Raw genomic sequence first — 20,827 nt, 5'->3', positions numbered from 1 at the left:
AATTCTGCGACACATCATATCCGACCGCGGTGACCGGTGCCGTGACAACTGCGGGCGGAAATCGCAAGTCTCTTCCGAAGCGTCGCATCCCGCGACGTCAGCTTTGGGAGGAAGACTTATGAACAAGGTTGAATTTTCACGCTCGGTCAAGGCGCCCTTCGACAAGCGCTACGGCAATTTTATCGGCGGCAAATGGGCCGAGCCGCGGTCCGGCCGCTACTTCGAGAACTACTCACCGGTCAACGGTCAACTCCTGTGCGAAGTCGCGCGTTCGGATGCCCACGACATCGAGGCGGCTCTGGACGCCGCGCACGCGGCCAAGGATGCCTGGGGACGCACCAGCGTGGCTGAGCGCGCGCTCATCCTCAACCGCATCGCCGACCGCATGGAGGAGAACCTCGATCTCCTCGCCTGTGCCGAAACCTGGGACAACGGCAAGCCGGTCCGGGAAACGACAGCGGCCGACCTGCCTCTGGCCATCGACCATTTCCGCTATTTCGCAGGAGCGGTGCGCGGCCAGGAAGGCAGCCTCTCCCAGATCGACGACGACACCGTCGCCTATCATTTCCATGAGCCACTCGGCGTGGTCGGCCAGATCATCCCCTGGAACTTCCCGTTGCTGATGGCATGCTGGAAACTTGCACCAGCGCTGGCGGCCGGCAACTGCGTCGTGCTGAAGCCTGCCGAGCAGACCCCGGCTGCCATCTTGCTGTGGGCCGATCTGATCGGCGATCTGCTGCCGCCGGGCGTGCTCAACATCGTCAACGGCTTCGGCCTCGAGGCCGGCAAGCCGCTCGCGTCGTCGCCGCGCATTGCCAAGATCGCCTTTACCGGCGAGACCACGACAGGCAGGCTGATCATGCAGTATGCCAGCCAGAATCTGATCCCCGTGACGCTCGAGCTCGGTGGCAAGTCACCCAACATCTTCTTCAAGGATGTCGTCGCCGAAGACGACGATTTCTTCGACAAGGCGATCGAAGGCTTCGTCATGTTCGCGCTGAACCAGGGCGAGGTCTGCACGTGCCCGAGCCGCGCGCTCATCCATGAATCGATCTACGACAGGTTCATGGAACGCGCCCTCAAGCGCGTCGAGGCGATCGTGCAGGGTGATCCGCTCGATCCGGCGACGATGATCGGTGCTCAGGCCTCGTCCGAGCAGATGGAAAAGATCCTGTCCTACATCGACATCGGCCGCCAGGAAGGCGCCGAGCTGCTGACCGGTGGGGGGCGCAATCTTCTGCCCGGCGATCTGGCAGGCGGCTACTACGTCCAGCCCACGGTGTTCAAGGGTCACAACAAGATGCGCATCTTCCAGGAGGAAATATTTGGGCCGGTGGTATCGGTCACGACCTTCAAGGACGACGACGAAGCCCTGGCGATTGCCAACGATACGCTCTACGGTCTCGGCGCCGGCGTCTGGACACGCGATGCCAACCGCGCCTACCGCTTCGGCCGGGCAATCCAGGCTGGCCGCGTCTGGACCAATTGCTACCATGCCTACCCCGCGCATGCGGCCTTCGGCGGCTACAAGCAGTCCGGCATTGGCCGGGAGACCCACAAGATGATGCTCGACCACTACCAGCAGACCAAGAACATGCTGGTCAGCTACAGCCCGAAGAAGCTCGGCTTCTTCTGATCACCGCGCCCATGCGCGCGGCTCCACGGGGCCGCGCGCATGACTGGAAACCGGATAAGACCATGCATGCAAAAGTTACGGCGACGCCGGCGGCCCTTGAACTGATCGCGGAGATTGTCACCGATCATGGCCCGGTGCTGTTCCATCAGTCCGGCGGCTGCTGTGATGGCTCTTCGCCAATGTGCTATCCGGTGGCCGGCTTCATCATCGGTGACCAGGATGTGCTTCTTGGCCACATCGGTGACGCCCCCTTCTACATCGGGGCCTCGCAATTCGAAGCCTGGAAGCACACCGATCTCATTATCGACGTTGTGCCTGGTCGTGGCGGCATGTTCTCGCTCGACAATGGACGTGAGAAGCGATTCCTGACGCGGTCGACGATTTGCACCGTTCAGATCGGGCTGTAGGCTTCCCATCCGAGTTGCCGACTTGTGCGAGCATTTCTGAAACGAAACCCGATGCTCAGACCGCTACGGAATGTCTCGCCTTGCCGGTTTCGAAATATTTGTCGAATTTCGCCGCGACGCTTCTGACAAAGGGGCGGCTTTCCACCGGCACGACGAAGTGGTCACCGTCCAATTCAAGCATGCGTGCAGGATCAAGAAGGGCAGTCGAGCTTGCCTTGCTGAGAAGCTTTTCGCCGGCTTCGCCGAAGCGCTCAACCAGGTCGATCGCGGAAAAGGCGAAGTCGCACATCAGCCGTTCGATGATCCAGCCGCGAACGCGATCATCAACGGAGAGCGCGATGCCTCTGACGGTCGCCAACTCGCCGTTGCCGACCATGCGGCCATATTCAGCTGTCGACGGCATGTTCTGTGCATAGCCTTGCCGGTACTGGCTGACGGACGAAGGGCCAAGGCCGATCAAAGTCTCGCAGCGATCTTCGGTGTAGCCCTGAAAGTTCCGATGCAAAGTTCCCGAACGTGCGGCATGCGCCAACGCATCGTCAGGTTTGGCGAAATGGTCGAGTCCGATTGCTTCGTATCCCTGGTTGAGGATAGCGCGCGCTGCCAGTTGCGATTGGGCAAACCGCTCTTCCGGGCCCGGCAACCAGGCCTCGTCGATCATTGTCTGATGTTTCTTGAACCATGGCACATGCGCATAGCCAAAAAGCGCGATCCGATCCGGCTCCAGGCTCAACGCTTGCGCGACCGTAGAGGAAACGCTCTCCCGGGTCTGGTGCGGCAAGCCGTAGAGCAGGTCCAAGTTGACCGATTCAACGCCGCGCGAACGAACGCCGTCAACGACAGCTTTCGTTTGCAAGAAGGTCTGCCCGCGATTGATGGCCTTCTGGACCTTGGGATCGAAATCCTGGACGCCGAGGCTCGCCCTTGTCATGCCGATTTCGGCGAGTGCGTCGAGCCGGGCTTCGTCCATGTCGTTGGGTTCGATTTCAACGCTGATCCTGGCGTCGGGAAGAAATGTGAATCTATCGCGCAAGACTTCCGCCAGTGCGACGATATCCTGCGGTTTGAGCATGGTTGGCGAACCACCACCGAAATGAACGGCACGCACGTGACCCTTGCCTGCGACAAGACCGGCCACGGTCGCGATCTCGTCATGCAGCGAGCGCAGATATTGGGTCACCGGCTCGTAGTGGCGTGTCTGCTTCGTATGGCAGGCGCAGAACCAGCAGAGCTTGTCGCAGTAAGGGATATGCAAATAGAGCGAGATCTCGTCATCCTCGCCAAGCGTTTGCAACCAGCCGCGACAAACGGCAGCATCGACACCCGGATGAAAATGCGGCGCCGTCGGATAGCTCGTGTAACGCGGCACGTTCTCGCCAAGTCGGGCAACTAAATCTGGGCGCATGTCCTAATCTGCTCCGGGCTGTTTCGCACGACACTGCTCACGAGAGGCAATAGCCGCCTTGATTTCGGTCAAAGCCCGTCGGCTGCGGACAAACTGCCGCAAGCGCCTTTTTCTTGGCTCGATGCTATATCGTGACAGGACTTTGCGTCCGCGGAAGACCACGATGACAGTGCGTCAGGATGTACACAGCGCCGGCATTCCCGTGCTTTGCCAATCATGCGAAGCGCGCCACCATGGCGTTTGCGGCGCGCTCGACCCTGAACAACTGGTGGGTCTCGCCAAGACCTCATCGAAACATACGGTTGAACCGGGCGCGGAATTGATTGGCGACGCCGAGACGGTCGGGAGTTACTCGAATGTGCTTTCCGGCGTGGTCAAGCTCACGAAAAGCCTCTCGGACGGACGCCAGCAGATTGTCGGGCTTCAATTTGCTCCCGATTTTCTGGGACGGCCTTTCAAGGTAGAAAGCGCGATCAACGCCGAAGCCGCTACCGCTGTCTCCCTGTGCTCATTCCCCATGGCCGCCATCGAACGGATGATGAAAGAGTCGCCGGGACTGGAGCACCGCCTCTTCAAACAGACGCTGAACGAACTCGACGAGGCGCGTGACTGGATGGTGACGCTGGGGCGCAAGAGTGCTTCGGAAAAGGTGGCGAGCTTTCTGTTGATGATCGCCAGAAACATCGATCCCGCGCTCGACCCCGCCGCCCAGTCGACAAGTTTCGAGCTACCACTGACCCGCGCCGACATCGCCGATTTCCTCGGTCTGACGATCGAGACTGTCAGCCGTCAGCTGACCCGGCTGCGATCGGACAACGTGATCCGTATCGAGAACAATCGGCATGTTGTTGTCGATAGCCTGCACCGGCTACAGCGCCGCTCCGGCGCCTAGAATCAACCGACGATCCCAATCATCGGCAGGACATGCTCGCGCTCAAAGGCGATGTGGCGGCGCACGCTTTCGAAGAAGCCGCGCAGCATGAAACCAACCGCTTCGGCATTGTCGATGGTCTTGCCATGGCCGATCGCCAGCAGAATTTCAGTCACCTCGCCGGCAAAGCATTCGTCCTCGACATGTTCGGCGCGCAATCGCCGGGTGGAATCGAGGTTGGCGTCGCGGCTGTTCAAAGCAGCCTCGTAGGCCGGGAAGATCATCGTCTCTTCGTATCGATGAATGTTTCGTAACAACGGGACGATCGCGTTTGCCGTGCTTAGGCATTTCAAACGGTCAACCTTCGGCAACGTGTCTGCTATCCTTTCGAGAGCATCACACAGTTGCAGCTTTTCGAGGTGCGCACGTTTCATCACCGCGGCCGGAAGTACCTCTCTCCCAGATCGAATCGCAATTATCGAACTTTCGCGGCTTGTCTCGGACAGCGACGATCCCGGCTCCTTCTCCCTGTTCAACGGCAATCTCCCAATCCTTGTGAAATCAAGGCTGCCCAATCCAAAAGCAAATGACTTTGACATGGATCAAGGCGGCGACGAAGCGACTGCTGAATTGGTGTCGATGCGGATTGATGTCCGCGCATCAAAATCCGAGGTCGGGGATATGTCATGAAGTTCGGCACACAAATCTTCGCATTAAGCCTTTTCACATTCGCGGCTCTGGTGGCTGCTGGCTTCGGCGTGGACGAGCCGTTCCGGCATCATATGTGGGTGCTGTTCTTTGTGTTGCTAGGCTTTGTCGGCATCCTCATCCGCAACACGAGCTTCGAAGCTGCTGCTCCAATCGATCCGTCGGCTTACATGGATGGTCCGATCCGCTACGGCGCCATCGCCACGATGTTTTGGGGTGTCGTCGGCATGCTGGTCGGCGTCGTCATCGCGCTGCAGCTTGCCTACCCCGATCTCAACATCCAGCCCTGGTTCAATTTCGGCCGCTTGCGGCCGCTGCATACCTCGGGGGTCGTCTTCGCCTTCGGCGGCAACGCGCTCTTGTGCACATCATTGTATGTCGTCCAGCGGACCTGCCGCGCCCGCCTCTTCGGTGGCGATCTCGCCTGGTTCGTCTTCTGGGGCTACCAGCTTTTCATCGTCATGGCCGCGACTGGTTATCTGCTCGGCATCACCGAAAGCCGCGAATACGCCGAACCCGAATGGTATGTCGATATCTGGCTGACGATCGTCTGGGTCGCCTATCTCATCCTGTTCCTTGGCACGATCCTGAAGCGCAAGGAACCACACATCTACGTCGCCAACTGGTTCTATTTGTCCTTCATCGTGACCATCGCGATGTTGCACGTGATCAACAACCTGTCGATGCCGGCCTCGTTCCTCGGCTCCAAGAGCTATTCGGCCTTTTCCGGTGTCCAGGACGCCCTGACGCAATGGTGGTACGGCCACAACGCCGTCGGCTTCTTCCTCACCGCCGGCTTCCTCGGCATGATGTACTATTTCGTGCCCAAGCAGGCGAACCGGCCCGTCTATTCCTACCGCCTGTCGATCATCCACTTTTGGGCAATCATATTCCTCTACATCTGGGCCGGACCGCATCACCTGCACTACACCGCCCTGCCCGACTGGGCGCAGACGCTCGGCATGGTGTTCTCGATCATGCTGTGGATGCCGTCCTGGGGTGGCATGATCAACGGCCTGATGACGCTGTCCGGCGCCTGGGACAAGCTTCGCACCGACCCGATCATCCGCATGATGGTGATGGCCATCGCCTTCTACGGCATGTCGACCTTCGAAGGTCCGATGATGTCGATCAAGACGGTCAACTCGCTGTCGCACTACACCGACTGGACCATTGGTCACGTGCACTCCGGCGCGCTCGGCTGGGTCGGCATGATCTCGTTCGGCGCGATCTATTACATGGTGCCGAAGCTATGGAACCGCGACCGGCTCTACTCGCTGCGCCTCGTCACCTGGCACTTCTGGCTGGCGACACTGGGTATCGTCGTCTACGCGGCGGTCATGTGGGTGTCCGGCATCATGCAGGGCCTGATGTGGCGCGAATACGACGAGCAGGGCTTCCTGGTCTACTCCTTCGCCGAAACGGTCGCTGCCATGCACCCCTACTACGTCATGCGCGCCATGGGCGGAGCCATGTACCTCTCGGGCGCCCTGATCATGGCCTGGAACATCACCATGACCATCCTCGGCCACCAGCGCGAGGAGCAAGCAATGCCGGGCTCCATTCCCGCCCTTCAGCCTGCCGAATAAGGAGCCAGACCATGGGCTTAATGGATAGACACGCAATCATCGAGAAGAACGCCACACTTCTTCTCGTTGGCTCCATTCTTGTGGTGACCGTCGGCGGCATCGTCGAGATCGCACCGCTCTTCTACCTCGACAACACGATCGAGAAGGTGGAAGGGATGCGCCCTTACTCGCCGCTCGAACTTGTCGGGCGTAACATCTATGTGCGCGAAGGCTGCTACCTCTGCCACAGCCAGATGATCAGGCCGTTCCGCGACGAGGTCGAGCGTTACGGCCACTACAGTCTGGCTGCGGAGTCGATGTACGACCACCCCTTCCAGTGGGGATCCAAACGCACCGGGCCGGATCTCGCCCGCGTCGGTGACCGCTATTCGAATGCCTGGCATGTCGCGCACCTTGCCGACCCACGCTCGGTCGTGCCGGAATCGGTCATGCCGAGCTATGCCTTCCTGAAGGACGCACCGATCGAGGTGAAGGACTTCTCGACACATCTGGTCGCGAATGCGCGCGTTGGTGTCCCCTATTCGGATGACATGATTGCCAACGCCAACGCCGATCTGAAGGCGCAGGCCGACCCGAATGCCGATACCTCCGGCCTCGAGAAACGCTATCCCAAAGCCAAGATCGGTGACTTCGACGGCAATCCGCAACAGGTCACCGAAATGGATGCCCTCGTCGCCTATTTGCAGATGCTGGGCACGCTGGTGGATTTCAAGAACTACGACGAAGCCGCCGGCTACCGCTGAGGAGGTTATCCATGGATTACAATTTGATGCGGGAGTTTGCTGACAGCTGGGGTTTGGTCGCCATGGCGCTTTTCTTTGTCGGAGCAATTGTCTTTGCCCTGCGCCCCGGTAGCCGCAAGCTGGCTGACGAAGCTGCCCGGATTCCTCTTGAGGACGAGTGATCATGAGCGACGAGCACATCGACGAAATCTCTGGCGTCTCAACCACTGGCCATGAGTGGGACGGCATCCGGGAGCTGAACAACCCGCTTCCGCGCTGGTGGGTCATAACCTTCTACGTCACCATCGTCTGGGCGATCGGCTACACGATCGCCTATCCGGCATGGCCGCTGCTGCACTCCGCGACCACCGGTGTACTCGGCTATTCGAGCCGCAAGGACGTCAAGAACGAGCTGGCGGCGGCAGAGGTGTCGAAGGGCAAATATGTCGCGGCGGTGGAGTCGAAAACCGTCTCGGAGATCGCCGCGGACGATGCCTTGCGAGAATTCGCGGTCGCTGCCGGCGGTGCCGCGTTCAAGGTCAACTGCACGCAGTGCCACGGCTCCGGCGCCCAAGGCTCCAAGGGCTTTCCCAACCTCAATGACGATGATTGGCTGTGGGGCGGCACGGCCGAGCAGATCCAGCAGACGATCATGCATGGCATCCGCTTTGCGACTGATGCAGAAACGCGCTTGTCGGAGATGCCAGCCTTTGGCGACATCATCACCGCCGAGCAGATCGCACAGGTCAGCGCCTACGTCGCCAGCCTGTCCGGCAAGGTCCGCGATGCCAGCCTGGTCCAGCCCGGCGCCAAGGTCTTCGCTGAAAACTGCGTCGCCTGTCATGGCGACAACGCGAAAGGCAACAAGGAACTCGGCGGACCCGACCTGACCGACGCGATCTGGCTCTACGGTTCCGGCGAGACCGCCATCGCCGACCAGGTTCGCGCACCAAAGCAGGGCGTCATGCCAGCCTGGGGCGCGCGCCTGGGCGAGACCAAGGTCAAGGAACTGGCGGTTTACGTGCATTCGCTCGGCGGTGGAGAATAGGAAGCGAGGGACTATTCTCCAGCCCTTACCGCTTGAGTGACGAGGCCCGGCTCCGCCGGGCCTCGATTTCTTTCTGCCATCTGGAGATTGACCTGCATCAACGCGGGACGATCCGCCCGGCGGCAATGTTGCCCGGCGCAATCAAAATCACCGTCTGCGCGCAAGTGGAGAAAAGTCGTTGCTGGACAAGACGCAGGTAGAACGGCTGGAAGCCGAGGCGGTCAATTCCGCCAAGACACGTCAGCCCCTCTACGCCGCGCGCAAGAAGATCTTTCCAAAGCGCGCCTCGGGCAGCTTTCGCCGCTTCAAATGGCTGGTGATGGCGATCACGCTTGGCATCTACTACCTGACGCCGTGGCTGCGTTGGGATCGCGGTCCATTTGCCCCGGACCAGGCCGTGCTGCTCGACGTTGCCAATCGGCGTTTCTACTTCTTCTTCATCGAGATATGGCCCCAGGAATTCTTCTACGTGGCCGGTCTCCTGGTCATGGCCGGCGTTGGCCTTTTCCTGATCACGTCGACTGTCGGCCGTGCCTGGTGCGGCTATACATGCCCACAGACGGTGTGGGTCGATCTGTTCCTCGTCGTCGAACGCGCGATAGAGGGTGACCGCAACGCCCGCATGAAGCTCGATGTAGGTCCCTGGACCGCCCGCAAGCTGATGCTGCGCGTATCGAAGCACACGATCTGGCTGGTCATCGGCGCGGCGACCGGCGGCGCCTGGATTTTCTATTTCGCCGACGCACCGATGCTGGTTGGCGAACTTTTCACCGGTACCGCCGCGCCTGTCGCCTACATCACCATCGCCGTCCTGACGGCGACCACCTACACGTTCGGCGGGCTGATGCGCGAGCAGGTCTGCACCTATATGTGCCCATGGCCGCGCATCCAGGCGGCCATGCTCGACGAGAATTCGCTCACCGTCACCTACAATGACTGGCGCGGCGAACCGCGCTCGCGTCATGCGAAGAAGGTGCAAGCATCGGGGCAGTCCGTCGGCGACTGCGTCGACTGCAATGCCTGTGTCGCGGTCTGCCCGATGGGGATCGACATTCGCGACGGCCAGCAGCTCGAATGCATTACCTGCGCGCTGTGTATCGACGCCTGCGACGGCGTCATGGACAAGCTCGGCAAGGAGCGCGGGCTGATCTCCTACGCGACGCTCTCCGACTTCAACGCCAACATGATGCTGGCGACCGCGGGCGGCTCCAGTTCAGTCAATCCGTCACTGGTCAGGACTGCCGTCGGCACCTTCTCCGATCAGGTGGCGCATTTTCACATTCGCAAGATCTTCCGGCCGCGCACCTACGTCTACATGGGCCTGTGGTCGCTGATCGGGCTGGGCCTGCTCTATTCGCTGCTGACGCGCGATCGGCTCGAACTGAACGTGCTGCATGATCGCAATCCCCAGTTCGTCACGCTGTCCGACGGGTCCATCCGCAATGGCTATACCGTCAAGCTGCTCAACATGATCCCCGAGCCAAGGACGATAGTAGTCTCAATCCAGGGTCTTGAAGGTGCCGACATGGCTATCGTCGGCGACGACATCCCGGCAGGCCGTTCCTTCTCCATTCCAGTCGAACCAGACCGCCTGAAAATGCTGAAAGTCTTCGTTCGCCAGCCGGCGGACCAGATCCACGCCCCGGCACAGACCTTCAAGTTCCGTGTCGAGGACAGAGCGAGCTTCGAGTCGAACGAGTACACCGCAACATTCAATGCGCCAGAGGCCGCCAAATGACCGCCAATGCCCAAAAGCCTCGCGAATTCACCGGCAGGCACATGCTGGCCATCATTCTCACCTTTTTCGGGGTGGTCATCGCGGTCAACCTGACAATGGCCACGCTCGCCAATACGAGTTGGACCGGCCTTGTCGTCGAAAACACCTATGTGGCAAGCCAGCAATTCAACAAGAAGGCGGAAGAAGGGCGTGCGCAGGCAGCCCTCGGCTGGACCGGCAAACTGACCATCGCATGGGGTGACGTTCGCTACGGCCTCACCGACACCGCCGGCAAACCGATACCCCTGCATGGCGTGAAGGTGCTGTTTCGTCATCCGGCTTACGAGAAGGAGGATGAGTCGGTCACGCTCGTCCTCGCCTCGGGCCAGGAGTTTGCAGCACACCACGTGCCAAAGGATGGTGTTTGGATTATCGAAATCGACGCCGATGCAGGTCTGGCAAGACCTTATCGCGACGTGCGCAGGATCATGATTTCCCATGGAGCGCTGAAATGAGCTGCTGTGCGCCGGGCGCCCAAATGGCGCTGGATCTGACCAGTTTCACTTCAGTCCTGCCGTCCAGCCAGGAAGTCAAGCTGGCGAGCCGATCGCTTGGCGACGACCTTCATCAGACCGACCTGTCGGTACCGACTGTTCACTGCGGCGCCTGCATCCAGACGATCGAGACGGCGTTGGGAAAACTCGATCCCGTCGAGGCCGCTCGCGTCAACCTGTCAACGAGGCGAGTCTCTATCCGCTGGCGCGGCGACGAGGTTCCGCCATTCGTCGCTGTGCTCGGGCGCCTGGGCTACCAGGCACATCTGTTCGAAGCCGACACCGATGCGAAGGACAGGACACTATCGGAGCTCATACGCGCCGTCGCCGTTGCCGGCTTTGCGGCGGGCAACATCATGCTGCTCTCGGTATCGGTCTGGTCCGGCGCCGAAGGCGCCACGCGCGATTTGTTTCACTGGGTCTCGGCACTGATCGCCATTCCCGCCCTCGCCTTCGCCGGCGGCATCTTCTTCAAGTCGGCGTGGAATGCGCTGCGCCACGGCCGCATGAACATGGACGTGCCGATCGCCGTCGGCGTTTCGCTGGCCTACGCCATGAGCCTCTATGAGACGATCACCCATGGCGACCACGCCTATTTCGACGCTTCGGTATCGCTGCTGTTCTTCCTCCTGATCGGTCGCACGCTCGATCACGTGATGCGGGAGCGCGCACGGACCGCGGTGAAAGGTCTGTCACAGTTGGCCGCGCGTGGCGCCATGGTGCTGCGCGGCGACGGCGCACGGGACTATTTGCCGGTTGGCGAGATCGAACCAGGGATGCAGCTGCTCATTGCAGCCGGCGAGAGAATCCCTGTCGACGGCAGGATTGCGCGTGGGACATCCGACGTCGACTGCTCCCTAGTCTCCGGCGAGAGCACGCCCAGAAGCGTGGCGCCAGAAGATACCGTGCAGGCCGGCGTGCTCAACCTTACCGGCCCGCTGACGATAGAGGCCACAGCCGCCGCGAAGGATTCGTTCCTGGCAGAAATGGTTCGGCTGATGGAGGCGGCCGAGGGCGGTCGCGCACGTTACCGCCGGATCGCCGACCGCGTTTCAGCTCTCTACGCTCCTGTGGTCCACCTCACCGCCTTCGTGACATTCCTTGGCTGGATGGCGGCGACCGGCGACTGGCACCGGGCGATAACCATCGCCATTGCCGTTCTGATCATCACATGCCCATGTGCGCTCGGCCTCGCCGTGCCGATCGTCCAGGTGGTCGCGGCGCGGCGCCTGTTCGAGCACGGAATCATGGTCAAGGATGGGTCGGCCATGGAGCGTCTGGCAACGATTGATACGGCCGTGTTCGACAAGACCGGCACGCTCACGCTCGGACAGCCCAGGCTCGTCAACGCGGCCTCGATCGATCCGGCAATGTTGATGATTGCGGCCAGCATGGCCGCACATTCGCGTCATCCGTTTTCAAAGGCCATCTCCGGTTTTGCCACTTCTGGCGGGCAACTCACATTCGATACCGTCAGCGAGCATGCAGGGTTCGGAATCGAAGCCACCCACGCCGGGACCACCTGGCGACTGGGTCGGCGCGGATGGGCGGGATGGAAAGCCCGGACCGGTGGCGAAGGCAAGCATGGCTATGGCGGAACGGTTTTGACCAGGAATGGGCTGATTGTTGCTACCTTCTCCTTCGAGGATGCGCTGCGTGCCGACGCCAGGGCTGCCGTCCACCAATTGAACGACGCTGGAATAGCGGTGGAAATGCTGTCAGGCGATACCGCCCATGCCTGCCAGGATGTTGCGAAAATGCTGGGTGTCGGCGACTTCGTTCCGTGTCTGCTGCCATCCGGCAAGGTTGAACGCATCGAGTCCCTTAGGCGCGATGGACATAAGGTCTTGATGGTCGGCGATGGCCTCAACGATACGCCTGCGCTGAGCGCGGCACATGTATCGATTGCCCCTGCCACCGCCGCCGACATTGGCCGCAACGCGGCGGATTTCGTATTCCTGCGCGAAAGCCTTCTGGCGGTGCCCCTTGCCCTGAGCGTCTCGCGCAAGGCGGGAAGCCTGATCCGGCAGAATATCGCCATCGCCATCGTCTACAATGCCGTCGCGGTGCCGATCGCCATTCTGGGCCACGTTACCCCCCTTATCGGGGCGATAGCGATGTCTGCCTCGTCATTGCTCGTGATCGGAAATGCCATGCGCCTGCAAGGCTTCGCGACGGGTGCGTCGCCCGCAATCGCTCGGCAGGACAGGCCCGCGCGGGCCAGCGCCTTGCCCCAATCGTCATGACGACGCTCGCCTATCTCATTCCGGTAGCGCTATTCCTTGGCGCACTCGGCCTGTCCGGCTTCCTGTGGGCGTTGAGAAGCGGCCAGTACGACGATCTCGATGGCGCGGCAGAGCGCATTCTCATCGAACGCGACGACGGCGCGGAGAATGCTCCTCGCTCCAAGTGACTTAGATCAAAGCGCTGCGGGTCGGGATGTCCCATCGTCTTCCGAAGAAAATCAGGAGGGTGAGGATGCAAGCCGAAGCCATAATGACGAAGCCAGTCATCACGACGGATGCGAACGCAACGATCGCCGAAGCGGTCGAGCTCATGCTTTCAAACAAAGTCAGCTGCCTCCCGGTAATCGACAGCGACGGTGTCTTGGTTGGCATTGTAAGCAAAGCGACTTCTTGCGCCGGGAGGAACTGGGGACTCAGCGTGTGCGGCCACGCTGGCTGGAGTTTGATCTTGGCCCGGGCACAATCGCCGATGACTATGCGCGCTCGAACGGACGGATCATCCATGAGGTGATGACCACAGCCGTCATTTCGGCGGCTCCAGGCGCCTCGATTGCACATATTGTCAATTTGATGATGCAACACCGCATCAACAATGTGCCGATTGTCGATCGGGAAAGGGTCGTCGGCATCATCACGCGAACTGATTTGCTGCCTGTCCTGATCCGCGCCATGCCGAAAGAGGCCACCACGCCACCCGATGACGACCTGATCCGCAAGGCGATACTTGCCGGACTGCAGGGACAATCGTGGGGCGGTGGTGACTTGATTGATGTTAGGGTCAGCGACGGCGTCGTCGAACTGACCGGGGCGATTGTCGACGAGCGTCAACGGAAAGCTGCAATCGTTGCGGCGGAGAACGTTGCCGGCGTCGGGCAAGTCAAGGACAGCCTCTTCCTCGCTACAGATACGCTCTCCGTGATGATGGTTTCGTAGCTGCGGAGAAGCGGGGACGCAAAGCAGAGTCCTATTGGGTTCTGCACTCTTCTCACATCTCTTGGACGTGAGGCCGTCCGCGAGTTCCTGCGGCGTATAGCGCCCTTCATGCTTGGCGAGCACGCTGTCGGCACGCACCCGTCCTGAGGGAAATGCGATGGCCGTTGCCCTCTTTCTTAGTGGGCTTGGCCACCGAGCGAATTCTGATCGATCTGTGAGGCAATAGCGGCGGCTGATCTTCAGAGAGCCGCCAGTGAGTGCGCAGGCTTGCAGAAAGATGCGACACCAAAACTGCTGCATATCAAACTTGGCTCACAAGACTGAGGCAATCCGAGGGCTGTTGTTTCCCCGATTAATTTCCACCAAGTTGCGCCAGCGCAAAGAAACGCTGGGTCGGGTCATCTAGCTTCTGCTCATCCGCAACGGTCGACAGACAGGAGATTGACATGATTACGCGACGCGAAGCCCTCTTTGGAGCAACACTTGGCGCTGCCGCCGTTGCGGCACTGCCAGCATTGTCGGCCACGGTTACAAAGGCAGAAATACGCGGGCTTCCCCGCGAAAAGATCCAGCTCGTGGCACCGCCTTTCGTGCATCCGCATGATCAGATCGCCAAGAGCGGACCGAAGATCCTCGAGTTCACCATGACGATCGAGGAAAAGCTTGTTGTCATCGATGCCGATGGCACGAAGCTCAATGCGATGACCTATGACGGCTCGATCCCCGGCCCGCTGATGGTCGTGCACCAGGACGACTATGTAGAACTGACGCTGATCAACCCCGATACCAACACGCTTGCCCACAACATCGACTTCCACGCTGCGACCGGCGCACTGGGCGGCGGCGCGCTCACCTTGGTCAATCCCGGCGAACAGGTGACACTGCGCTTCAAGGCGACGCGAACGGGAACGTTCGTCTATCACTGTGCCCCCGGCGGACCGATGATCCCGTGGCATGTCGTCTCCGGCATGAACGGCGCCATCATGGTGCTGCCGCGCGACGGGCTCAGGAACGACAAGGGCGAGCCGGTCAAATACGACAAGATCTTCTATATCGGCGAGAGCGACTTCTATATTCCGCGCGATGAGAAGGGAAACTTCAAGAGTTACGAATCGGCCGGTGATGGGTATGACGATATCGTCAAGGTCATGCGCGGGCTGATCCCGACGCATGTGGTGTTCAACGGCAAGGTCGGTTCGCTGACCGGCGACAACGCCATGAAGGCGAAGGTCGGCGAGACCGTGCTGGTCGTCCATTCGCAGGCCAACCGCGATACGCGGCCGCATCTGATCGGTGGTCACGGCGACTATGTCTGGGAACAGGGCAAATTCGCCAACCCGCCGGCCAAGGATCTGGAAACATGGTTCATTCGTGGCGGCTCTGCCGGATCCGCGCTCTATACGTTCCTGCAGCCCGGCGTCTACGCCTACGTCAATCACAATCTGATCGAGGCCGTGGAACTCGGGGCGACCGCTCACTTCATGGTCGAGGGCGAGTGGAATGATGATTTGATGACGCAGGTCGAGGCGCCGAAACCCATCGCCACCAACTGACGGCACTCCAGATTGCCCGGACAGCGTCGCTGTCCGGGCACGGACAACAGCCATGTCTCGTTACATCCTGAAGATTCTCGCGGTCGCCATGGCGGCCACTTCTGTGCCGGTGGGTCTGTCGATAAAGGCGGCCAGTTGGGACCGGCAGCCTCACTCCCCAGCTGCCACGACGACCTTGCAATCCGGCTCCATAATCTATCCGACGCCTGGCGAGTTCATGAAGGACGGCCGCCCGCAAGGCAATCCCCGCCTCAAGCGCCAGCTCAACAAACCGCTCGAAATCATGATCTATCAGGTCAGCGCTGACGACTATGCGGGCTGCGTGTCGGGCGGAACCTGTCAGCCGGCACAGGAGACGCGCGCAATCCCGAGCAATGCTCCCGTGACCGGCGTCAGCTACCTCGATGCGAATGCCTACGCCAGGTGGTATTCGCAAGCGACCGGCGACGACTGGCGATTGCCGTCCGACGAGGAATGGGCGTTTGCCGCGGCGGAACGGTTCGCGGGTGAGTTCGAGGGTGTCGAAAACGACGCCAACAATCCCGCCAGACGTTGGCTCACCAGCTACAAGGCCGAGGCGGACCTCAATCGCAAACCGGACCCATTGCCCAGGAGCCGTGGCTCGTTTGGTTTCAATTCCCTCGGGCTCGCCGACTTTTCCGGCAACGTCTGGGAGTGGACTTCGACCTGCTACGTCCGCACCACGCTGGCTGCGGATGGAAGCGGCATTGCGAGTTCGGTCGACAATTGCGGCGTCCACGTCCTTGAAGGACTTCACAGAGCCTACATGTCCAACTTCGTCGGCGACGGAAAAAGCGGCGGCTGTGCCGTTGGCACGCCTCCCGACAATCTGGGTTTCAGGCTGGTCCGGGCCCACCGGGGGTGGGCGAACCGTTTCCTCGGCTACCTCGGCATTGCCTGACAAATCAGAAGCGGCTTGTCCATTCACGTTTGGACGGTCGCCTGCTCTCCTGCCGCCTCACCGCGCCTTTGGCCTAATCAACGCAGTTCCATAGATCAGACTGAAGCCGGCAAATGCCGCCACCCATGCGGTGCCGGCCATGTCGATCGCCACATCAAAGGGGACGAAGGCGGCCAGGATTCTCAATGATCCTGCGAGGAGGACGCTCACGAATATGAACAAGGCGCCTTTCCCAGCTTTGAGCTCTTGCCCGGTATGCCCGAGCGTCGCGCGGGTCATCACGGCGAGCGTCATCGCGCCGACCGCACCAGTTCCGAGCGCATGGAGTCCTGCAGCGGCCGGAACGGCATCCGGGAAGAAGATCGACGCCGAGACAAGGGCGAGACCGGTGGGCACGAAGGCATATGCAAGATGGAGGATGAGCACCAGCGGATCCTGCACTGTGCGCTCGCCAGCCCAGCGCGACAGGCGCCACGCCTGGCAGACTGCCGCGATGGCCATGAGCGTTCCCGAGACGCTATTGACGGGTGCGAACGTCCAGGCCCCCAGCGCGATGGCTGAGATGGCTATCGATACGATGTCAAAGCGGTCGAACGGCGCAGGCAGCCTGCCTGGATTTTCGCGCACGAGCCAGTTGCGGGTGAAGCTCGGAATGATACGCCCCCCGATCAGTGAAATGAGCATGATCGCGGCGGCCATGCCGAGCCTGCGGCTGATATCGGATGTGCCGTGAAGGTGGACCTCGATGTGGAACGCCCCGTTGGCGCCGGCCAGCACGGCAAGCGGCAGCAGCACCTTGAGATTGCGCCAGTTCCGTCCGGCGACGATTTCGCGTGCCGCCGCAGCACTGACCGCAAGCAGAAAAGAACCATCGATCAACGCGGCTGCTTGCCAGCCAATATCGGCCGAGAAGAAGACAGCGGCACGACCGGCGAGCCACAGGACAACTAGCGCCAGCAGCGGCAGGCCTTGCACCGGCAGCCGGCCGGTCCAGTTCGGGATGGCGGTGAGCAGGAACCCGGTAACGATCGCCGGCAGATAGCCAAACAGCATCTCGTGGATGTGCCAGTCGACGGGAACAAAAACACCATGAGCATCGAGTTCGCCGGCATAGATCGGCAGCCAAAGCAGAACGGACAGCGCGGCATACAGCGACCCGAGTAAAAAGAAGGGCCTGAACCCATAGGAAAGGAGTGCAGGCCCGGCATAGGCCCGCAGGCGTGGAATTCCCATGATTTGTGTCTCCAAATGAACAGGGCCGGATGAACCGCCGCCCTCGGTTCGTCCGGCCCGTGCCCACCCTTTATGCGGCAGGCATGCCTGTATCGATGGCTGTCAGTTGGCAGGAACCTGGGTGAAGAGGTCGGCGAACACCGTTTTTGCCTTCCCGGGATGCTTGACCGCCTTGGCGGTATCGAGATTGACCGGCTTGCCGACAACGATCAGCGCGACCATCCCCATGCCGTAGTGAGGCGCGCATTTGACGCCGTAGACACCCTCCTTTGTCAGCGTGACGGTGATTTCCTCGCTGGGCTTTCCCTTGAAAGGCTCAGCGCCATCCGGAAGCATGCCCTTGATCGACTCGGCGTCGTGGGTCTTGTCGGTCGGCACGAACTTCACGGTGTCGCCGGGCGCCGCCTTGACGAAGGCCGGCTGGAAGACCATGGCGCCTTTTTCGCCCTTATTGAGCATTTGCACCACGTGCTCTTCCGCGCTTGCACCGCCGGCGAGCGCGAGGATGGAGATTGCGGCGGCGAGGATGGATAGTTTCATCGGTTTGTCCTTTGTTTCGTCTTCGCGGCATTGCGCCGTTCCATGCCATCTAGCCTGATTGGCCCGTGGGCAATTTGCGCTGGCGCAAACTCGGGGTAAGAAAGATCTCCCGCATGACTGATGCGGAACCGTAGGGCTGTGAGGGATCCGCTTGGCTGCGCTGGACCGATCGCTGATATCGCGGCTGCCCCTCTTCCAGGGGATGGCGCCCGAAGAGCAAAGCGAGATTCTCAGAAGTGCCCGATCGTCACGCTACGCCAAAGACTCAATGATCTTCGAGCAGGAAGCCGAAGCCCATTCCTTCTTCGTGCTGATCGCCGGGCACATACGGGTGGTCCGCACAACGCCGGACGGACAGCAGGTCATCGCCAGATACATCAGCGAAGGCGAGATCTTTGGCGTCGCCGCGGCCCTCGGCCGGACGACCTACCCTGCCAGCGCAGTCGCGGCGGTGGACTGCGTGGTGCTGGCCTGGTCAAACGATCTGTGGCCTGATCTGTCGAGACGCTTCCCCCTGTTTGGGGCAGCCACCTACAGGACGGTTGGAAGCAGGCTGCAGGAGACGCAGACGCGGGTGGTGGAGATGTCCACGGAACAGGTAGAGCAGCGGGTTGCGCATGCGCTTCTACGACTGGCTAACCAGACCGGCCGAAAGACTGACAGTGGCATTGAAATCGACTTCCCGATTTCGAGACAGGACATTGCTGAGATGACGGGAACGACGCTGCACACCGTCAGCCGGCTGCTCAGCAAATGGGAAGAGAACGGAATAATTGTCAGCGGGCGCCAGAGGGTCACGGTCAAAGATGCGCATCGCCTTGTCGTTCTCGCGGAGAATCGGGAAAAGGACTGACAGTCATCGTTCTCCTCGAATGGCAAATTCGAGTTCGACCAGAAAGTCGCCCTCATCGACTTGATGTTCCCGGCATGCCTCAGTCACCGTATGGAAAGCGCCTATCGGGCAGCCGACGCACAGCATCTTGTATCTCAGCACCACGGCCACCGTTGCCGGCCATTTCCTCATGATTTCGTCAACGACCATGTCCCTCCCGATCGAACTGAGTTCCTTCATGATGGGGTCTCCGCGATTTGCGAAGCCTCGTGATATATCCCCGCCGCGCCGCCTTCGTTGCGCTTTCGCAACTTCACAGAACCGGCGCCGAACCCTCTCGGGGCTATTTTGCGAGAGAACGGGCGCCTCCGGCATACGCTGGGATCAAGGTCGCAGGACCGTCAGATGGCAGTCCCAACGACGGCTCCAATACCGGCGGTCAGCGCCATTGCCAGCGCCCCCCAAAAGGTGACGCGAACAGTTGCCCTTAACACATTGGCACCGCCGGCTTTGGCGCCAATGGCGCCCAGAACCGCCAGGAACAGCAGTGAGGCAACAGACACCGTTGCGGCAAGCCAGGCGGCCGGCGAAACAAGCACCATCGCCAATGGCATGGCAGCGCCAACCGAAAATGCTGCTGCAGAGGTCAGCGCGGCCTGGATCGGCCTGGCCGTCGTCACCTCCGAAATGCCGAGTTCGTCACGAGCGTGGGCGCCGAGCGCGTCCTTGGCCATCAATTGGTCGGCGACCTGCAAGGCCAGCGTTGGCTCCAGGCCACGTTTGACATAGATCTCCGCAAGTTCCTGTCGCTCGAAATCTGGCTGCGTCGCCAGTTCCCCTTTCTCGCGGGCAAGGTCGGCTTGTTCGGTATCGGACTGCGAACTGACCGATACATATTCGCCCGCCGCCATCGACATCGCACCGGCGACCAGTCCGGCAACGCCAGCCACCAGCACATTGGAGGCCGCCGCATTGGCTGCTGCCACGCCAACGATCAGGCTGGCCGTCGACACGATGCCGTCATTGGCGCCGAGCACGGCAGCGCGCAGCCAGCCGACGCGGGATACAAGATGGTTTTCACTGTGCAGGCGGCTCATGTCATCACCGCGCGCGCCGTCCGGCAGGTCCCAGCATCCTGACCAGCACATCCGATTTCACATAGAAATGCTGCCATAGCGCCGCTGCGGCATGGAGGCCGACGACAATGATGATCACCGGCTTGGCGAGTTCGTGTATCTCACCCATCGCTCGAAAGCTGAAGAACCAGGCCAGCGCCCCAGTGATCGGCATCCCGAAAATGAAAAGATACAGCAGGAAATGGGCGGCCGCGGCAATCCGTTTCAGCAGGACGCTTTCTTCGGGCGGCGCCGCCGGCACGCCATGCCGCAGACGCACCGCAAGCCGCCAGATCGCCAGCATCAGAACGGCCAAACCGACATAGACATGAACGTTCGCGTTGAAGATGTCGTCCGCTGCCGGTGCGGTACCGCGTGAGAACGCCCGGTAAGCCGGCTTGATGTCCTCACCGATTACAAGCTGAAGGACGATCAGCATCGCGATAGTCCAGTGCAGCAATATCTGGGTTGCGGTGTATCCGGCTGGCTTGTTGGCCACAGTCATAGGCAGTTACCTCGTTTGATGGAACCTTCCTACCTCGCTGTTTATGCGACAATCTTGATCTGGGACAAATGAATTCCCGTCTCCCTAAGCTTTCACGCCACCTCGCAGCTCGACCTAGGCTGACAGCCAGTTGTCAGCTTGGTCGTGGGATATTGCCTTCGAAGCGGATGGACCGCCTGCGAGAAATCAACGTGGAAACACAATTTCGATGAAACAGATCGCCTTGTCACTTTTCGTGATCGCAGCCTCGGGCGCTTATGTCTGGGATCAGGCCAGCAAGAATCCGGCAAA

Annotated in this window: 22 protein-coding genes and 1 pseudogene; 16 read left to right on the top strand and 7 right to left on the bottom strand. The window is 60.7% G+C overall.

Annotated features, from left to right (window positions below; translation table 11 throughout):
• Positions 1-118 precede the first annotated feature (118 nt).
• A complete protein-coding gene (gene adh, locus FJ979_RS27880; protein WP_140561977.1) occupies positions 119-1,636 on the top strand; it encodes an aldehyde dehydrogenase in 1,518 nt (505 codons plus the stop codon).
• Between the two features lie 62 nt (positions 1,637-1,698).
• The gene (locus FJ979_RS27875) at positions 1,699-2,043 is read left to right on the top strand and encodes a DUF779 domain-containing protein (protein ID WP_128369011.1); all 345 of its coding nucleotides are present in this window, start codon (positions 1,699-1,701) and stop codon (positions 2,041-2,043) included.
• Between the two features lie 55 nt (positions 2,044-2,098).
• On the opposite strand, the gene hemN is transcribed toward FJ979_RS27875, so the two are convergent.
• Positions 2,099-3,448 carry an oxygen-independent coproporphyrinogen III oxidase gene (gene hemN, locus FJ979_RS27870; protein WP_140561975.1) on the bottom strand — a complete coding sequence of 450 codons (1,350 nt, stop codon included), beginning with the start codon at positions 3,446-3,448 and terminating at the stop codon, positions 2,099-2,101.
• Positions 3,449-3,611: 163 nt separating this feature from the next.
• Here hemN and FJ979_RS27865 point away from each other — a divergent pair, with 163 nt between their 5' ends.
• On the top strand, positions 3,612-4,340 hold the full coding sequence (locus FJ979_RS27865; RefSeq protein WP_140561973.1) for a Crp/Fnr family transcriptional regulator: 729 nt from the start codon (positions 3,612-3,614) through the stop codon (positions 4,338-4,340).
• Between the two features lie 2 nt (positions 4,341-4,342).
• Here FJ979_RS27865 and FJ979_RS27860 read toward each other — a convergent pair whose 3' ends face one another.
• Positions 4,343-4,753, bottom strand: coding sequence for a hemerythrin domain-containing protein (locus tag FJ979_RS27860; protein ID WP_140562004.1), 411 nt, complete (start codon positions 4,751-4,753; stop codon positions 4,343-4,345).
• A 252-nt stretch (positions 4,754-5,005) separates the two neighbouring features.
• On the opposite strand from FJ979_RS27860, the gene ccoN reads away from it, so the two are divergent.
• The 12 genes and pseudogenes from ccoN (at position 5,006) to FJ979_RS27805 (ending at position 16,311) form a co-directional block, all read left to right on the top strand.
• Positions 5,006-6,616: a cytochrome-c oxidase, cbb3-type subunit I gene (ccoN, locus tag FJ979_RS27855; RefSeq protein WP_140561971.1), complete on the top strand. Its 1,611-nt coding sequence runs from the start codon at positions 5,006-5,008 to the stop codon at positions 6,614-6,616.
• A gap of 11 nt (positions 6,617-6,627) precedes the next feature.
• Positions 6,628-7,359 (top strand): cytochrome-c oxidase, cbb3-type subunit II, encoded by a 732-nt coding sequence (ccoO, locus tag FJ979_RS27850; protein ID WP_140561969.1) that lies wholly within the window; start codon positions 6,628-6,630, stop codon positions 7,357-7,359.
• Between the two features lie 11 nt (positions 7,360-7,370).
• On the top strand, positions 7,371-7,520 hold the full coding sequence (locus tag FJ979_RS27845) for a cbb3-type cytochrome c oxidase subunit 3 (RefSeq protein ID WP_140522798.1): 150 nt from the start codon (positions 7,371-7,373) through the stop codon (positions 7,518-7,520).
• A 2-nt stretch (positions 7,521-7,522) separates the two neighbouring features.
• A complete protein-coding gene (gene ccoP / locus FJ979_RS27840) occupies positions 7,523-8,386 on the top strand; it encodes a cytochrome-c oxidase, cbb3-type subunit III (protein WP_140561967.1) in 864 nt (287 codons plus the stop codon).
• Positions 8,387-8,564: 178 nt separating this feature from the next.
• A complete protein-coding gene (gene ccoG / locus FJ979_RS27835; RefSeq protein WP_140561965.1) occupies positions 8,565-10,124 on the top strand; it encodes a cytochrome c oxidase accessory protein CcoG in 1,560 nt (519 codons plus the stop codon).
• The gene (locus FJ979_RS27830; RefSeq protein WP_140561963.1) at positions 10,121-10,618 is read left to right on the top strand and encodes a FixH family protein; all 498 of its coding nucleotides are present in this window, start codon (positions 10,121-10,123) and stop codon (positions 10,616-10,618) included. Before ccoG ends, FJ979_RS27830 begins: the two co-directional genes overlap by 4 nt.
• On the top strand, positions 10,615-12,903 hold the full coding sequence (locus FJ979_RS27825; RefSeq protein WP_140561961.1) for a cation-translocating P-type ATPase: 2,289 nt from the start codon (positions 10,615-10,617) through the stop codon (positions 12,901-12,903). Before FJ979_RS27830 ends, FJ979_RS27825 begins: the two co-directional genes overlap by 4 nt.
• Positions 12,900-13,070: a cbb3-type cytochrome oxidase assembly protein CcoS gene (gene ccoS / locus FJ979_RS27820; RefSeq protein ID WP_140561960.1), complete on the top strand. Its 171-nt coding sequence runs from the start codon at positions 12,900-12,902 to the stop codon at positions 13,068-13,070. Before FJ979_RS27825 ends, ccoS begins: the two co-directional genes overlap by 4 nt.
• 26 nt (positions 13,071-13,096) lie before the next feature.
• A pseudogene (locus FJ979_RS33490) lies at positions 13,097-13,225 on the top strand (CBS domain-containing protein); the annotation flags it as partial.
• A gap of 68 nt (positions 13,226-13,293) precedes the next feature.
• On the top strand, positions 13,294-13,836 hold the full coding sequence (locus FJ979_RS27815; RefSeq protein ID WP_246679378.1) for a CBS domain-containing protein: 543 nt from the start codon (positions 13,294-13,296) through the stop codon (positions 13,834-13,836).
• A 446-nt stretch (positions 13,837-14,282) separates the two neighbouring features.
• Positions 14,283-15,389: a copper-containing nitrite reductase gene (gene nirK / locus FJ979_RS27810; protein WP_140561958.1), complete on the top strand. Its 1,107-nt coding sequence runs from the start codon at positions 14,283-14,285 to the stop codon at positions 15,387-15,389.
• Between the two features lie 52 nt (positions 15,390-15,441).
• The gene (locus FJ979_RS27805) at positions 15,442-16,311 is read left to right on the top strand and encodes an SUMF1/EgtB/PvdO family nonheme iron enzyme (RefSeq protein WP_140561956.1); all 870 of its coding nucleotides are present in this window, start codon (positions 15,442-15,444) and stop codon (positions 16,309-16,311) included.
• Positions 16,312-16,368: 57 nt separating this feature from the next.
• Here the strand turns inward: FJ979_RS27805 and FJ979_RS27800 are convergent, their stop codons facing one another.
• Positions 16,369-17,544, bottom strand: coding sequence for an NnrS family protein (locus FJ979_RS27800; protein ID WP_140561954.1), 1,176 nt, complete (start codon positions 17,542-17,544; stop codon positions 16,369-16,371).
• Between the two features lie 102 nt (positions 17,545-17,646).
• Positions 17,647-18,084, bottom strand: coding sequence for a pseudoazurin (locus tag FJ979_RS27795; protein WP_023689271.1), 438 nt, complete (start codon positions 18,082-18,084; stop codon positions 17,647-17,649).
• 151 nt (positions 18,085-18,235) lie between these two features.
• Between FJ979_RS27795 and FJ979_RS27790 the strand changes: the two genes are divergently transcribed.
• On the top strand, positions 18,236-18,937 hold the full coding sequence (locus tag FJ979_RS27790) for a Crp/Fnr family transcriptional regulator (protein ID WP_128369138.1): 702 nt from the start codon (positions 18,236-18,238) through the stop codon (positions 18,935-18,937).
• Between the two features lie 3 nt (positions 18,938-18,940).
• Here the strand turns inward: FJ979_RS27790 and FJ979_RS27785 are convergent, their stop codons facing one another.
• The 3 genes from FJ979_RS27785 to FJ979_RS27775 all read right to left on the bottom strand — a co-directional run bounded on the left by FJ979_RS27785 (position 18,941) and on the right by FJ979_RS27775 (position 20,536).
• Entirely contained in the window at positions 18,941-19,156 is a 216-nt protein-coding gene (locus FJ979_RS27785; protein ID WP_140561952.1) for a DUF1858 domain-containing protein, read from the bottom strand.
• 161 nt (positions 19,157-19,317) lie between these two features.
• The gene (locus FJ979_RS27780; RefSeq protein ID WP_140561951.1) at positions 19,318-20,013 is read right to left on the bottom strand and encodes a VIT family protein; all 696 of its coding nucleotides are present in this window, start codon (positions 20,011-20,013) and stop codon (positions 19,318-19,320) included.
• A gap of 4 nt (positions 20,014-20,017) precedes the next feature.
• On the bottom strand, positions 20,018-20,536 hold the full coding sequence (locus tag FJ979_RS27775) for a cytochrome b/b6 domain-containing protein (RefSeq protein ID WP_140584368.1): 519 nt from the start codon (positions 20,534-20,536) through the stop codon (positions 20,018-20,020).
• Positions 20,537-20,827: the final 291 nt, after the last annotated feature.

It is taken from the genome of Mesorhizobium sp. B1-1-6, assembly GCF_006443035.1.
GTDB lineage: Bacteria > Pseudomonadota > Alphaproteobacteria > Rhizobiales > Rhizobiaceae > Mesorhizobium.
This window is presented reverse-complemented; position numbering and strand designations above follow the sequence as displayed.

Excerpts from the sequence above, each read along its gene's own strand:
- ccoS (WP_140561960.1), top strand. The coding sequence starts at position 12,900 with ATGACGACGCTCGCCTATCTCATTCCGGTAGCGCTATTCCTTGGCGCA.
- FJ979_RS27860 (WP_140562004.1), bottom strand. The coding sequence starts at position 4,753 with ATGAAACGTGCGCACCTCGAAAAGCTGCAACTGTGTGATGCTCTCGAA.
- FJ979_RS27795 (WP_023689271.1), bottom strand. The coding sequence starts at position 18,084 with ATGAAACTATCCATCCTCGCCGCCGCAATCTCCATCCTCGCGCTCGCC.
- adh (WP_140561977.1), top strand. The coding sequence starts at position 119 with ATGAACAAGGTTGAATTTTCACGCTCGGTCAAGGCGCCCTTCGACAAG.
- ccoO (WP_140561969.1), top strand. The coding sequence starts at position 6,628 with ATGGGCTTAATGGATAGACACGCAATCATCGAGAAGAACGCCACACTT.
- hemN (WP_140561975.1), bottom strand. The coding sequence starts at position 3,448 with ATGCGCCCAGATTTAGTTGCCCGACTTGGCGAGAACGTGCCGCGTTAC.
- FJ979_RS27830 (WP_140561963.1), top strand. The coding sequence starts at position 10,121 with ATGACCGCCAATGCCCAAAAGCCTCGCGAATTCACCGGCAGGCACATG.
- FJ979_RS27780 (WP_140561951.1), bottom strand. The coding sequence starts at position 20,013 with ATGAGCCGCCTGCACAGTGAAAACCATCTTGTATCCCGCGTCGGCTGG.
- FJ979_RS27785 (WP_140561952.1), bottom strand. The coding sequence starts at position 19,156 with ATGAAGGAACTCAGTTCGATCGGGAGGGACATGGTCGTTGACGAAATC.
- ccoN (WP_140561971.1), top strand. The coding sequence starts at position 5,006 with ATGAAGTTCGGCACACAAATCTTCGCATTAAGCCTTTTCACATTCGCG.
- nirK (WP_140561958.1), top strand. The coding sequence starts at position 14,283 with ATGATTACGCGACGCGAAGCCCTCTTTGGAGCAACACTTGGCGCTGCC.
- FJ979_RS27775 (WP_140584368.1), bottom strand. The coding sequence starts at position 20,536 with ATGACTGTGGCCAACAAGCCAGCCGGATACACCGCAACCCAGATATTG.
- FJ979_RS27845 (WP_140522798.1), top strand. The coding sequence starts at position 7,371 with ATGGATTACAATTTGATGCGGGAGTTTGCTGACAGCTGGGGTTTGGTC.
- FJ979_RS27805 (WP_140561956.1), top strand. The coding sequence starts at position 15,442 with ATGTCTCGTTACATCCTGAAGATTCTCGCGGTCGCCATGGCGGCCACT.
- FJ979_RS27865 (WP_140561973.1), top strand. The coding sequence starts at position 3,612 with ATGACAGTGCGTCAGGATGTACACAGCGCCGGCATTCCCGTGCTTTGC.
- ccoP (WP_140561967.1), top strand. The coding sequence starts at position 7,523 with ATGAGCGACGAGCACATCGACGAAATCTCTGGCGTCTCAACCACTGGC.
- FJ979_RS27800 (WP_140561954.1), bottom strand. The coding sequence starts at position 17,544 with ATGGGAATTCCACGCCTGCGGGCCTATGCCGGGCCTGCACTCCTTTCC.
- FJ979_RS27875 (WP_128369011.1), top strand. The coding sequence starts at position 1,699 with ATGCATGCAAAAGTTACGGCGACGCCGGCGGCCCTTGAACTGATCGCG.
- FJ979_RS27825 (WP_140561961.1), top strand. The coding sequence starts at position 10,615 with ATGAGCTGCTGTGCGCCGGGCGCCCAAATGGCGCTGGATCTGACCAGT.